This is a genomic window from Tessaracoccus flavescens, from assembly GCF_001998865.1.
Taxonomy (GTDB): Bacteria; Actinomycetota; Actinomycetes; order Propionibacteriales; family Propionibacteriaceae; genus Arachnia; species Arachnia flavescens.
This window is the reverse complement of the sequence record NZ_CP019607.1, coordinates 2422243-2436036: the sequence shown is the minus strand read 5'-3', so window position 1 is coordinate 2436036 and position 13794 is coordinate 2422243. Positions and strand designations below refer to the sequence as shown.

General features: G+C 69.3%; 11 protein-coding genes, 1 tRNA gene and 1 pseudogene. 7 read left to right on the top strand and 6 right to left on the bottom strand.

The features are described from left to right. Positions 1-35: 35 nt before the first annotated feature. Together BW733_RS11635 and BW733_RS11630 are read right to left on the bottom strand one after the other, a co-directional pair. Entirely contained in the window at positions 36-2474 is a 2439-nt protein-coding gene (locus BW733_RS11635; RefSeq protein WP_077350659.1) for an ABC transporter permease, read from the bottom strand. Next, positions 2474-3190, bottom strand: a pseudogene (locus tag BW733_RS11630) (ABC transporter ATP-binding protein); the annotation flags it as partial. The pseudogene BW733_RS11630 and the gene BW733_RS11635, both read right to left, overlap by 1 nt. Before the next feature lie 203 nt (positions 3191-3393). Here BW733_RS11630 and BW733_RS11625 point away from each other — a divergent pair. Next, entirely contained in the window at positions 3394-4596 is a 1203-nt protein-coding gene (locus tag BW733_RS11625; RefSeq protein ID WP_077350655.1) for an Nramp family divalent metal transporter, read from the top strand. 23 nt (positions 4597-4619) lie between these two features. Beyond that, positions 4620-4892, top strand: a complete 273-nt coding sequence (locus BW733_RS11620; protein WP_202970191.1) for a DUF6457 domain-containing protein — start codon at positions 4620-4622, stop codon at positions 4890-4892. 30 nt (positions 4893-4922) lie between these two features. Here BW733_RS11620 and BW733_RS11615 read toward each other — a convergent pair whose 3' ends face one another. The 3 genes from BW733_RS11615 to BW733_RS11605 form a co-directional block, all read right to left on the bottom strand. Then, entirely contained in the window at positions 4923-5897 is a 975-nt protein-coding gene (locus tag BW733_RS11615) for a ribose-phosphate diphosphokinase (protein WP_077350653.1), read from the bottom strand. Between the two features lie 5 nt (positions 5898-5902). Then, positions 5903-7309 (bottom strand): bifunctional UDP-N-acetylglucosamine diphosphorylase/glucosamine-1-phosphate N-acetyltransferase GlmU, encoded by a 1407-nt coding sequence (gene glmU / locus BW733_RS11610; protein ID WP_237268404.1) that lies wholly within the window; start codon positions 7307-7309, stop codon positions 5903-5905. 219 nt (positions 7310-7528) lie between these two features. After that, entirely contained in the window at positions 7529-8107 is a 579-nt protein-coding gene (locus BW733_RS11605; protein WP_077350651.1) for a TetR/AcrR family transcriptional regulator, read from the bottom strand. Between the two features lie 117 nt (positions 8108-8224). On the opposite strand from BW733_RS11605, the gene BW733_RS11600 reads away from it, so the two are divergent. Together BW733_RS11600 and BW733_RS11595 are read left to right on the top strand one after the other, a co-directional pair. Then, positions 8225-8731 (top strand): dihydrofolate reductase family protein, encoded by a 507-nt coding sequence (locus tag BW733_RS11600; RefSeq protein WP_202970370.1) that lies wholly within the window; start codon positions 8225-8227, stop codon positions 8729-8731. An 18-nt stretch (positions 8732-8749) separates the two neighbouring features. Further along, on the top strand, positions 8750-9196 hold the full coding sequence (locus BW733_RS11595) for an SgcJ/EcaC family oxidoreductase (RefSeq protein WP_077350649.1): 447 nt from the start codon (positions 8750-8752) through the stop codon (positions 9194-9196). Between the two features lie 92 nt (positions 9197-9288). Here BW733_RS11595 and BW733_RS17915 read toward each other — a convergent pair. Then, positions 9289-9367, bottom strand: a tRNA-Gln gene (locus tag BW733_RS17915). A gap of 160 nt (positions 9368-9527) precedes the next feature. On the opposite strand from BW733_RS17915, the gene BW733_RS11590 reads away from it, so the two are divergent. The 3 genes from BW733_RS11590 (at position 9528) to BW733_RS11580 (ending at position 13789) form a co-directional block, all read left to right on the top strand. Further along, positions 9528-10088: a DNA-3-methyladenine glycosylase I gene (locus BW733_RS11590; protein ID WP_152024683.1), complete on the top strand. Its 561-nt coding sequence runs from the start codon at positions 9528-9530 to the stop codon at positions 10086-10088. Positions 10089-11125: 1037 nt separating this feature from the next. After that, a complete protein-coding gene (locus BW733_RS11585; RefSeq protein ID WP_161490217.1) occupies positions 11126-12493 on the top strand; it encodes an HNH endonuclease signature motif containing protein in 1368 nt (455 codons plus the stop codon). Positions 12494-13081: 588 nt separating this feature from the next. Further along, entirely contained in the window at positions 13082-13789 is a 708-nt protein-coding gene (locus BW733_RS11580; RefSeq protein WP_237268402.1) for a TetR/AcrR family transcriptional regulator, read from the top strand. Positions 13790-13794 lie beyond the last annotated feature (5 nt).

The window sequence follows — 13794 nt, the reverse complement described above, 5'->3', positions numbered from 1 at the left end:
GGTCAGGTGACCGGCCCCCGTTGTCGCCTCCTGCGTCAGTCGACGGCGAGCGCCTCGGTCGGAGTCGCGTTGGCCGCCCTGCGACCGGGCAGGATCGACGCGAGCACCGCGGCGAGCAGGCAGACCAGCACCAGGCCGACCGTGTAGAGCCAGTCGAGCGAGAACCGCAGGTTCACGGCGCCGTCCGGGATCATCCGCAGGGTCGACGAGACGCCGAGCCATCCGAAGAACATGCCCGCGAGCAGGCCGATCACCGCGCCGATCGCCACAAGCGCGATCGCCTCGATCAGGAGCATGGCCCGCAGCCCGGAGCGCTGCATGCCGAGCGCCCGGAGCAGGGCTGACTCGCGCTGTCGCTCCAGCACGGACAGTCCGAGCGTGTTGCCGACGCCGACCAGTGCGATCAGCACCGCGACGCCGAGCAGCGCCGTCATCACGATGAGCAGCACGTCGAGGACCTGGCTGAGCGTCGAGGCCATGATGGCCCCACCCCCGCTGATCTCGGCGCCGTTGTGCCCCTGGACCGTGCGCATCACGGAGCTGAGCTGGCTGGCCGAGTCGCGGTCCACCAGCTTGACCCACAGTTCACGCACGCCCTCGGCTCCCGCGATCTTCGCGAAGGTCGCCGGTGAAACCACCGCGCTGCCGCCTGGGAGGTCCTGATCGGTCTTGACCTTCAACTGCAGCGGGCCGTCCGATCCCTGCACGGTGACGGTGTCGCCCTCCTCAGCGGTGGTGAGCGTCGAGCCGAAGGCGTAGAGCACGATCTCGTCGTCGGCGGGCTTGGCCTTGGACGGCGGCTCGATGCCGAGCTCGGAGTAGGCCGCGGAGGGCGTGGAGAAGTCGGTCGGCCCGAACTCCCCCTCGATCCGCTTCGACTGGATCTCGATGACGTCGGCCACCGAGTCCTGACCGCGCAGATCGTCGATCAGTGAGGTGGAGACCTCGCCCTCCCTCGAGGAGATGGTCAGGTCGATCGGGTACTGCCGGTCGATGGCCTCCATGCCGGAACTGCGCGAGGTGGCGAGCGCAACCTGAAGCGTGACGATCAACCCGACGGCGAGCATCAGGGCAGTGGCGGTGGACGCCGCCCGACGAGGGTTGCGGGCCGCGTTGGTGAGCGCGAGCCTCGTCGTCGGGCCGATGGGGCCGAAGACGCGGGCCAGCAGGCGCAGCAGCGGGGCGACGTAGAGCGGCGCCGCGCCGAGGACGGCGATGGTGAAGGCGATGCCTGCGCCGATCGCCCAGACGATGGGCACCGTGTCGACCGTCTGGCTGAGCACCGCGAGACCGATGCCGATCACGGCGAAGAAGGCACACACGATGACGCGGACGATCCCGGCCCGCTTGGCCTGTGCCTCGGTCGGGACGCTCTGCAGCGCCTCGAGCGGCTTGACCCGGGTCGCCGCGACCGACGGTGCGATGGCGGCCACCATCGTGGCGAGGACGCCCGCACCCCAGGCGACGACCAACTCGAGCGGACGCACGGTGAGGCCCCAGAAGTTCGACCCGGTCACCATCCCCCCGAGCCACGCGACGAGGAAGCCGACCCCGATGCCGATCAGCGAGCCGATCGCGCCGAGCAGGAAGGACTCCACCACGAGGCGCCCCATCACCTGACCGGGAGAGGCGCCGACGGCGCGCAGCAGCGCGATCTGGCGCCTCCGCTGGGCGACGAGGATGGTGAAGGTGTTCGCGATCGTGATCGCCCCGACGAGCAACGCGATGGCGGCGAAGGCCTGCAGCAGGTTCTTGAAGACGTCGAACTCGGCCGTCATCTGGTTGAGCTGGTCGACGCGGACCTGCTCGGCGCTGGCGACCGCGTCGTCCTTCGGAAGAGCCTTCGCGAGCGCGTCGACCGTCGCGTCGATCGAGCCCGGGTCGGAGACCTTGACCGCGTACGACACGTAGACGGGGCCGAACTCGTCGTCGGGCGGGGTCTCCGAGGCCGGGTCTGGCGCCCGGTACCCGATCTGGGAGAACAGCGAGCCGGGGTCGTCCGTCGCGCCCACCACCGTGAGGTCGGAGTCGGCCATCTCGACGGAGAGGGTGTCGCCCACCTTCGCGCCGAGACTCTCGAGGCCGTCCCTGGAGATAGCCACCTCGTTCGACTTCTCGGGCATCCGCCCCTCGACGATCTCGGACCAGCGCAGCCACTGCGGCGGAACCTCGTACAGCGACGCGTTGATCGAGCGCTCGCCCTTGGAAAGGAACGCGACGCCCGGGTAGGACCGTGCCACGACGTCCTCGACGCCCTCGGTCGCCGCGATGACCTTCGCGGACTCCGGCGTCCCGTCCACCACGATGTCGGCCTTGACGATGTCGAGCGATCCCTGATTGCCGAGCGCGGTCTGCTGCGAGTTCACGAACACCGAGATCGCGGAGATGAAGCCGACGCTGATGGCGATCGCGATCAGCGTCGCGATGAAGCGGCTCGGGTGGAGTCTCAGCTCACTGATGGCCTGGCGCCACATCAGGCGGCCACCGATCCGAGGAAGGCGAGCACCGACTCGGCGGTCGGGTGGGCGATGTCGTCGACGATGCGGCCGTCGAGCAGCATCAGGGCCCGATCGGCGTAGGCGGCGGCCTTCGCGTCGTGGGTGACCATGATGATGGTCTGGCCCTGCTCGCGCGAGCAGAACTGCAGATACTCCAGCAGTGCGGTGCCAGTGCGCTGGTCGAGGGCGCCGGTCGGCTCGTCCGCGAAGATCACCTCGGGACGGGTGACGAGGGCGCGAGCCACGGCCACACGCTGCTGCTGACCGCCCGAAAGCTGGCTCGGACGGTGGCCGAGCCGGTCGCCGATGCCGAGCGAGCCGACCACCTGGTCGAACAGCTGCCGGTCGACCTTCGTGCCCGCCAGTTCGAGCGGCAGCAGGATGTTCTGCTCCGCGGTGAGGGTCGGCATCAGGTTGAACGACTGGAAGACGAAGCCCACCTTGTCGCGCCTGACGCGGGTGACGACCTTCTCCGGAAGCTGGGCGATGTTGTCGGTTCCGATGAAGACGGAACCGCTGCTCGGCCGGTCGAGCCCAGCCATGCAGTGCATCAGCGTCGACTTGCCGGAGCCCGAGGGGCCCATGATGGCGCTGAAGCTGCCGCGCTCGATCGTCACGGACACGTCGTCGACCGCCACCACCGGGGTCTCACCCGTCTCGAACACCTTGGTCAGGTGCTGGGTGCCACACGCGGGCTGGCTGGTCGACTGGCTCATGGGAAGGTCCCTTTCTTCGAAGATCCTGCAGCCTCGAACCTAGGCGCAGCGGTAGGCACAGCGGATCGGCTCACCGTCGAGGCTGTGCGGCCACTTCTGCCACCCTGGTCGGATCGGACACCCCCACCTGGGACGAGGTTGACCCTGAGTGCCGACCAGCCCCACTACGATCTGTGCCCATGCAGCGGCGAACGGTGGTGCTCCTCGGCCCGGCCTTCGTGGCCGCGCTCGCCTACGTCGATCCGGGAAACGTCGCCGCGAACCTGAGCGCAGGCGCGCAATACGGCTACCTCCTGGTCTGGGCTCTCGTCCTCGCCTGCCTGATGGCGATGCTGGTGCAGTATCTCTCGGCGAAGCTCGGGGTGGTGAGCGGCAGTTCGCTCTCCGCCCTGATCCGTCAACGCCTCGATCAACGGCGGCACCCGAAGCTGTGGCGGTTCGGGTACGCCGCCCAGGCGGTCGCCGTCGCGATGGCGACCGACCTCGCGGAGGTCGTCGGCGGGGCGATCGCGCTGAACCTGTTGTTCGGCCTGCCGCTCTGGCTCGGCGCCATCATGATCGGCATGGCCGCGATCCTCTCGCTGCACTTCATGCGCCGCAAGGGCGAACACTTCTTCGAGATCCTCATGGCCGCGGTGCTCGGCGTGATCGCCGTCGGCTTTCTCGCCACCCTCTTCTGGCTACCGCCCGATCCCGCGGGGGTCGCGACGGGGCTGGTGCCACGCTTCTCCGACGCCGGCTCCGTCCAACTGGCCGCCGCGATGCTCGGCGCCACCGTGATGCCGCACGCCATCTACCTGCATTCGGCCCTCGCGAAGGATCGGCACGCCGCATCGACGGAGACGACCGCCCGGCTGCTGCGCGTGCAGCGGATCGACGTCGCGGTGGCGCTGACCATCGCCGCCGCGGTGAACGTGTCGATGCTGCTGTTCGCGGCCGCAGGGCTGCGCGGGTCGTCCATCGACTCCATCGAGGGTGCCTACGCCCAGATCGGATCCCTGGTCGGTGCGGCGCCCGCGACGGTGTTCGCCGTCGGGTTGCTCGTCTCGGGCCTCGGCTCGGCCATCGTCGGAACCGACGCGGGGGCAGGCATGATCCACGACCTCGTCTCCCCGAGGATCACCCCGACGATGCGGCGCCTGATCACGCTCGTCCCCGCCGTCGTCGTGCTGATCGCAGGCCTGCACGCCACCCAGGCGCTGGTGCAGTCGCAGCTCGTGTTGAGCTTCGGCATCGCGTTCGCCCTCGTGCCGCTGGTGTTGCTCACCTCAAGCAGGAAGGTGATGGGCGAGTATCGCAGCGGGCCGTTGCTGACCGCGGTCGCCTGGCTCGTCGTCGCCGCCGTCGTGGCGCTGAACGTCGCGGTCCTCGTCACCGCCTGAACGCGGCCCGTCCCTGTGCCTGAGTGGGAGCCGACCTCAGGAGGCAGCATGGACCAGCCACGCGACGACCGCGAGCTCTGGGCACGTGGATCGCACCCGCCACGGAGGCGCTCGGGCTCTCGCAAGAGGAGGTCCCCGTCGACGACCTGCTGACGCTGACCGCTGTGATCGCCCGCAGAGTGGACTGTCCGATGGCCCCGGTGTCGGCCTTCCTGGTCGGCCTCGCCGTCGGTCGGGGCGCCGATCCGCAGGAGGCCATGAAAAAGCTGACCGGGCTGGCCCAGGATTTCACCTGAACCAGCCCGGTCATCGCGGGAAGGTGGGCGTCAGGCCTGGCCTCCGAAGAGGGAGGTGACGGAGCCGTCGAGGAAGACGGCGTTGATCGCCTTCGCGATCAGCGGGGCGATCGACAGGATCGTGAGGTTGTTGATCTCGTCACGGTTGCTGATCGGCAGCGTGTTGGTGACGATGATCTCGTCCATGCCGGTGCCGTTGAGCCGCTCGGCCGCCGGGCCGGAGAACACCGCGTGCGTCGCCGCCGCGATGACCCGCTTGGCGCCGCGCTCGCGCAGGGCCGTTGCGGCCTGGGCGATCGTGCCGGCGGTGTCGATCATGTCGTCGACGAGCAGGCAGGTCTTACCCTCGACGTCGCCGACGACCTCGTGCACGGCCACGGTGTTGGCCTTGTTCGGGTCGCGGCGCTTGTGGATGATCGCGAGCGGGCAGCCGAGACGGTCGGTCCACATGTCGGCGAGACGCACGCGGCCGGCGTCGGGCGAGACGATGCACATCTCGGAGGCGTCGTACTTGTCCGTGACGTAGTCGGCGAGCACGGGAAGGCCCCAGAGGTGGTCGACGGGGCCGTCGAAGAAGCCTTGGATCTGCGCGGCGTGCAGGTCGACCGACATGATCCGGTCGGCCCCGGCTGCCTTGTACAGGTCGGCGACGAGCCGGGCCGAGATGGGCTCACGACCGAGGTGCTTCTTGTCCTGGCGCGCGTAGGGGTAGAACGGGGCGACCACGGTGATGCGCTTGGCAGAGGCGCGCTTGAGCGCGTCCACCATGATGAGCTGCTCCATGATCCATTCGTTGACCGGCGCCGTGTGCGACTGAATGACGAAGGCGTCGCAGCCGCGCACCGACTCCTCGAAGCGGACGTAGATCTCGGAGTTCGCGTAGGTGAGGGCGCGGGTCGGGACCAGGTCCTGGTCCATCAGCGTCGCCACCTCCTCCGCCAGCTCCGGATAGGCACGCCCGCTGAACAGCATCAGGTGCTTGTCATTCTTGGCGATCTGGGACATCAAGGTCAGGCCTTCTTCTTTCGGGACTCGAGCACTGCTGGGTGGATCGCCCCATCGCTGTCAGCCGCGGCTGCGGCCTGTTTCGAGGTGGGACGACGGTCATTGACCCATCCCTCGACGTTTCGCTGGCGACCGCGTGCCACCCCGAGGGCGCCCGCGGGGACGTCCTCGGTGATGGCCGAGCCTGCGGCGACGAGCGCGCCGGGGCCGATGTCGACAGGAGCGACGAGGACAGAGTTGGAGCCCACGAAAGCGTTCTTGCCCACATGCGTCGTGGACTTCTTGATGCCGTCGTAGTTGGCGAAGATCGTGCCTGCGCCGATGTTGGCGCCGTCATCGACGACCGCGTCGCCGCAGTAGGCCAGGTGCGGCACCTTCGCGCCGTCACCGATGGTGGCGTTCTTGGTCTCGACGAAGGCACCGATCTTGCCGCCCTTGCCGAGGATGGTTCCAGGACGCAGGTAGGAGAACGGACCGACGCTCGCCTCCTCGCCGACCACGGCGAACGAGCCGTGCGTGCGGGTGACCTCGGCGCGGGGGCCGACCTCGACGTCCATCAGGGTCGTGTCGGGGCCGATGGTGGCGCCCTCACCGATGGTGGTCGCGCCCTGCAGGATCACGCCTGGCAGGAGGGTGACGTCCTGCGCCAGATCCACGTCGACGTCGATCCAGGTGCTGGTCGGGTCGATCATGGTGACGCCCTCGCGCATCCAGGCGTCGCGGATGCGGCGGTTCATCTCGGCGTTCATCCGCGCGAGCTGGACCCGGTCGTTGACGCCCTCGGTCTGCCAGACGTCGTCGATCACGTGCGCGCCGACGCGCTGGGAGCGCTGGGCCGCAAAGTGGACGACGTCGGTGAGGTACTGCTCGCCCTGCGCGTTGTCGGTGGTCAGCGAGGCGAGCCCGTCGCGCAGCGTGGCCGCGTCGAAGACGTAGATGCCGGAGTTGATCTCGGTGATCGCGAGCTGGGCATCGCTGGCGTCCTTGTGCTCGACGATCGAGGTCACGGCCTCGCCCTCGCGGACGATGCGGCCGTAGCCGGTCGGGTCCTCGACCTCCGCGGTCAGGATGGTCACGGCGTTGAGGTTTCCGCGGTGAGTCGAGACAAGGTCGCGGAGGGTGTCGCCGGTGAGCATCGGGACGTCTGCGTAGGTGACCACGACCTCGCCCTCGAGCTGGCCGAGCCCGGCGAGGCCACAGGCGACGGCGTGCCCGGTACCGAGCTGCTGGTCCTGGACGGCGGTGGTGACCGCCGCAGAGAGCTGTTCGAGCTGGGCCTCGACCTGTTCGCGCAGGTGGCCGACGACCACGACGAGGTGCTCCGGGTCGAGCGCGGCAGCGGCGCTGACGGCGAAGCTGAGCATCGGCTTGCCAGCGACCTCGTGGAGGAGCTTTGACTTGGCGGACTTCATGCGGGTTCCGCCTCCGGCGGCGAGAACCACAACGGCTGCGACTGGCGCGAGCTCGCTGTCGGTGGACACGGGGTTTCTCCTTCTGTGGCCGACGGGCGATGTCCCCGACCGCAGGGCCGCCGGGCGCAGGGCGCTCGGATGCCTGAGAGAGCAACCGGAGTCGCTTCGCATCATACGGCGTTCCGGACGTCCACGCCGACTTGGGGCGCAGGCCCGGGATCAGGCGTCGGCGCCCCGGACCAGGCTGCGCGCGATGGAGGCGGCGGTGACGAGCGGGTCAGCGTCTGGCTCGAGCGGGACGGTCAGCCGGTCGAGCACCAGACCATTGACGAGGTGGTGCAGGGCGAGCACGGTCTCGCGCCCTCCCGGCAGACCCCTCTGCGCATGGAAGTCGACGTCCGCCTCCAGGCCCGCCCGCAGGAAGGGGCCGAGCCGCGCCGCGAGCGACGGCGTCCGCGCGGCCTCGAGCCTCAGCTCGATCAGGGCGAGCGGCAGCGCCGGTCTGGCGAGCAGCCGCTCGACGACGTAGCCGAGGTAGGCCTCCAGCGCCTGCTCCGGGTCGGTGACGGCGGCGAGATCGCGGAGTCGGTCCTCGTCGGGGGCGAGCAGTTCGAAGCAGCGCTCGGCGATCCCCTCCATGAGCGCGACCCTGCTCGGGAAGTAGTTGGCGCAGGTGCCGAGCGGCAGGCCGGCCACGCGGTCGACGGCACGGTGGGTGAGCTCCCGCCCTCCCCCTGAGCCGAGCAGTTCGACGGCGGCCTCGGCGACCTGCTCCCGCCGTCGTGGATTAGCGACCATGCCCCAACCCTAGACCAACCGCCACAGGTGTTGTAGATTCTTAACCAACACACCTGCAGTGATTGGAGAGCCATGCGTGACCTCGTCTAGTACGTCGCCGTCTCGGCCGACGGATTCATCGCGGACCGGAACGGGGATTCCTCGACGATCCCGACCGACCCGTCGACCCTCGCGGCCGTGTTCGAGCGGTACCCCGAGACCTGTCCCGCCCATGCTCGTGAGGCGTTCGGCGTCACCTCCGCCAACCGTCGCTTCGACACCGTCGTGATGGGGCATCGGACCTACGCCCCCGCAGTGGAGGTCGGCCTGCCCGGCGGCGCCTACCCTCACCTGCGTCAGGTCGTCGCGACGCACCGCGACCTGCCGCTCGAGACGATGTCAGGTGACGTGTGTGCACAGGTCGCCGATCTGAAGCGGCAGGCGGGGGCCGACATCTGGCTGTGCGGAGGCGCTGAGCTCGCCGGACAGTTGCTCGACGAGATCGACGAGTTCCAGTTCAAGGTCAACCCGGTGCTGCTCGGCGACGGCATCCCCGTGATCGGCGGGCCCCGCCAGGTCGACCTGGCCCTCGTCTCGACCGAACCGCTTCCAGGAGGCGTCGTGCTCAACACCTACCGACGGTGACGGGGCAGGATTGGGTCCATGAGACTGAAGGAACCGGTCGACGTGGCCCTCGCGTTCGCCGAGGCGTGGAACGACCGCGACCCGGACGCGCTCGCCGACCTGTTCGTCGAGGACGCTGACTTCGTCAACGTGGTCGGCCTGTGGTGGGAGGACAGGCGGAACATCCGCAGGGCTCACGCCCGCGGGTTCCGGGTCATGTTCGGCTCCTCCGAGATGGCGCTGGAGCGGACGAAGGTCCGCCCGCTCGGTTCAGACTCGGCCGTGGTGCTCGCGTTGTGGCGGATGGCGGGCCAGGTCTCACCCGACGGGAAGGAGGTGGGCGACCGGGCTGGGGTGTTCACCTTCGTGGTCGAACGCCGCGACGGCGGCTGGCTGGCCGTTTCCGCGCAGAACACCGACCGGATCGACGGGGCTGAGACGCTGGTCGCCGCGGGCGGGACGCTGACCCCGACGTCGTACGTGTAGCACCTGTTTGGTGGGCGAGCGGCGTTGGGTGCGGGGTCTGCCTGGCGGGGGCCACGGCCCCGAACCGGCGGCTTCGCCCGCAGACCTGTGAGCTCCCCGGGCAGGAGTCGAACCTGCTGCGCTAATCCTGATTCAAAGTCAGGCGGGCCCTACCGAAAGACCAACCGGGGAACGGCCCGTGAGGGCCAGAGCCAGAGTCTATACGTCCCCACCGGGGCCGACCAGCCGGTCCCGCAACGGGTGATCCGGTTGTCCACAGGCTGCGAAGTGTCTGGCACAGCGGCCATGATGGTGACCGACAGTGGGAACAACACCGATGAGAGGAGTTCCCATGGAGACGATTCGCTGCTTCGGCACCGGCGACGCTCTGTACGAGGCGTACCACGACGAGGAGTGGGGCCGTCCCGTCGCGGACACCCCCGATGAGCACGCCCTGTTCGAGCGCATCGCGCTCGAGGGCGCCCAGGCCGGGCTGAGCTGGATCACCATCCTCCGCAAGCGTGAGGGGTACCGCGAGGCGTTCCACCGGTTCGCTCCGGCGAAGGTGGCAGAGCTGACGCCCGACGACGTGGATCGGCTGCTGACCAACCCCGGCATCGTGCGGAACAGGGCGAAGATCGAGGCCACCATCGGCAACGCCCGGGCGCTGCTAGCCATGCACGAGGCGGGCGAGCGGCTGGCAGACCTGATCGTCGCGCATGCGCCCGAGCCGCGCGGTCACGCGCCACTGACCTTCGCCGATGTCCCGGCCCAGACGCCCGAATCGCTCGCCCTGAGCAAGGCGCTGAAGAAGCGCGGGTTCCGGTTCGTCGGACCCACCACGATGTACGCGGCGATGCAGGCGATCGGCACGGTCGACGACCACATCCAGGGCTGCTTCCTGGCCAGGTAGTCAAGACCCATGCGGCGCTCTCACGCCGCTTGGAAGCCCCGGGGGATCGACCGGTCCCGGTTCGCGATCGTCAGGCCTCCACCGAAGCGGGGGAGGCTCTGCAGTGTGGGCGCGGTCGCGAGCGGATGACCCTTGCTGATGCCGTGGCGCAGACGCCGAGAATGGCGCTGGAGATGCAAGGCTCGGTTCGGAGGACGGCACGGTGTGCGTGGCGATACCGGCGATGGATGTGGTCGACGCCATGACCCGGTTCCTGCCGGGCGCTTGCTGCTCGCACCGGCCTTTGGAGCAACGACGAGCAGGCTGTGTCGGCATCGCGCTGCGCCGATGCAGAGAGGGCTGGCGCGGTTCACGCGCCACCACCTGATGGCCTTGCGGGGTACCCGGATCGCACCCGCCTTCTGTCGGCTCGCCCGACCAGTCGCATGCGTCCGACGATTCGGGCGCAGTCCCGATCGGCTGCGGGCAGGGCTGAAGTTGCGGCCGGTCGGCGCCTCTGGCACCTGTGTTCGCACTCTCTCAGGGCGGCCACGGTCGGCCCTGCCCCGTGGGTCCTGTCATCCGCGGGCTTGCGAAGCGCGCGTGCCTTGAACTCCTGAGGCCACCTCGACCGCGTGGCTGATCCGGCCAGAGGACTTCTGCTCGTCGCCACTTGGTCGCCTAGATCCATGGGTCTATCGCCTAGGCGGCCCCGGTGCTTGGAGGCTGCGGACTGCGGCTGTCGGTGGTGCCCGCCAGCAAGGCCTACCAGGGGCTCCCGGATCCCGGCCGTCAGCCTCGTTCTCGCCCCGTGGCCGACCAGGGAGAGCAGGCGCCGCGCCCCGTGTCGGCGTGTCGCACTCGGTCCGCGCAGGATGGCGAAGCTGTCCCAGGCGATGAAGATGACGAGTATCGGCACCATGGCGAGGGGCTCCGAGGACGAGCCCAATGGGTATGTCGGGACGCCATCACAAGTCCGGAAATATTCTCGAGATTTCTTTCCTGGCAGGCACTTTCTGGGGCAGAAATTGTCGGTGGTGCCGGGTTTACTAGGGGTTATGGATCACATGGCGGTGGAGGAGCTTGAGCGGCGGATCGACGCCGATCTCGCCACTCTGCAGGCGCTCGGCTCCGCCGCCGACAGTGCGGAAGCCATGGATCTGATCCATCGCCTCGACAGCAGGACCGCACGGATCGAGGCCATCCGGATGGACATCCTGCACAGGGCCGCAGCCACCGCTCTCCCGGGCAATGACGTCAGCGCGCAGCTCCACAACACGAACCGGGTCACCCTCGCGGTTGCCCGGGGGCAGGTCCGCTCCGCGAGCCAGATGATCGACACATTCCCGATCATCCACCGGGCACTGGCCGACGGGCAGGTCTCCCCCGACCAGGCCCGCGCGATCGTGAGGGGCCTGCTCCGCGCTCCCGGCTCTGTGACGATGGACGGGCACGACCTGCGGCAGGCCGAGATGGTCAGGTACGCGGCGTCGTTCGATCCGGCCGAGCTGGAGAAGCTGGCAGTTCGGATGGCCGAGGTCACCGATCCGGAACACGCGGAGGCCCTTGCGGCGGCGCGGCTGGAGCGCGAGCAGCGTCTCGCGCACGCCGCCCGCTCGCTGAGAGTCGTTCCCGATCACCACGGCTCCATGCTCATCCGCGGTCAGATCCCGTTGGCTGACGGCGAAGTCCTGCTCGCCCAACTCACGGCTCTGTTGCCTTCGCGCCAGTCGTACACCGACTCGGCCGAAACCCCGACCCGCCCCATGCGCCAGGCAGATGCGCTCGTTCGGCTCACCACCATCACCGCCAATCATGGCGAACTCCCCGCCAACGGGGGCGATCGTCCGCACGCGATGATCACGCTCGACCACGAGACGCTGACCACAGGGCTCGGCCGGGTCAGCTCCCTCGGTACCGGGGAGCACCTGGACCCCTCTGTGGCCAGACGGATCGCCTGCGAGGCGAACATCATCCCCGTCGTCCTGGGCACCGACTCACAACCGCTGGATGTGGGAAGACAGACCCGCTTCTTCACCGGAGCCGTCGGCAGGGCTCTGGTCCTGCGTGACCAGGGCTGCGTGTTCCCCGGCTGCGACGCGATGCCCGCGGCATGTCACCGCCATCACATCCTCCCCTGGTGGCAGGGCGGCGCGACCAGCCTCGACAACGGGGTCCTCGTGTGCGCATTCCACCATCGCCTCGTCGAACCAGATCCGGAGAAGTCGCCCGATCTCCAGTGGCAGATCCACCTCGACGAAGGCACCGGCCTGCCCTGGTTCACCCCACCCAGACACGTCGATCCGCGGCAGAGGCCGAGGCTCCACCACCGGCACCAACTCAAGCGGATGACTCTACCCACGCCCGATCCGCCACCGGAGCCGCCACCTCTCCCGCGGATGGACCCGGCCTGGATGGCCGGGTAGCCCTCGACCCTGCGCTGGTACCTCTGGGCCCCGGCATGCCAGCCCGGGTTGGAGCGTGCACAGATCTACAAGGAGCGCGACTCGCGCCAATAGAGGCATCAACCGCGCTCACCGTAGAACAGTGCCCGACAGACCCACCGAGGCAGGACCCGAGGGGCCGGGGCCCGGAGGTGACGGGCAGGTCCCCTTCCCCCTGAGCGCTGAGGGGCCCAGGCGGCGACGAAGTCGACGCTAGGGGGCGCGCGACCGGAACCACCGGCCCCGGCCTACCGACCACGACGAGCAGAGACCGGGCGCCCCATGCGACCCGACCCAACAGGCAACCCGAGTGCCCCATGCCGCGCACAGATCTACAAGGAGCCGACTCGCGCCAATACAGGCATCAACCGCGCTCACCGTAGAACAGTGCCCGGCAGACCCACCGAGGCAGGACCCGAAGGCCGAGTCCCTGAGGGTGACGGACCTGCGCCCTAGCTGCGCTGCCCTCGGCCTGACTCCGCCCCCGAACGCGTCGCGAAACGCCGTGCGACAATGGGCAGCGTGTCGACCCGCCCCACCCCAGCCCGAGCCCGCCGCCCGCGCACCCGCATGAGCGCCGCCGAGCGCCGCGAGCAGCTGCTGGAGATCGCCCGCGAGCTCTTCGCCGAGCGCGGCTACGAGGGGACCTCGGTCGAGGAGATCGCTGCTCGGGCGGGCGTCTCGAAGCCGGTGGTCTACGAACACTTCGGCGGCAAGGAGGGGGCCTACGCGGTGGTCGTCGACCGCGAGACCAAGACCCTCCACACCGCCATCCGCGACGCGCTCAGCACGCCGGGGGCCGGCTCCCGCGAACTGCTCGAGCGGGGCGCGATGGCGCTGCTCCGCTACATCGACGAGAGGCCAGACGGGTTCCGGATCCTGTCACGCGACCCGCTGCGCGACCCCTCCGCCGTTCCTGCGCCGGGTCAGCCGACCGGCTCGTTCGCGTCGATCCTCAGTGACATCGCGGTCCAGGTCGAGGACCTGCTCGCCGCCGAGTTCGCCAAGACCGGCCACGACCCGCAGTTCGTCGGGCTCTACGCGCAGGCCCTCGTCGGCCTCGTCGCCCAGACGGGCCAGCAGTGGCTCGAGAACCGCGAGCCCTCGCGCGACGTGGTGGCCAGGCACCTGATCAACCTCGCCTGGAACGGGATGGCCCACCTCAAGCCCGACCCGCGACTTGTGATGGACCATATCGACCGCCGCACGGGCATCGCCGTCGTCACGGACGAGGCGACCGAGGAGGCACCGGCGCGACGCAGGAAGACCGCCGGCTGACCAGC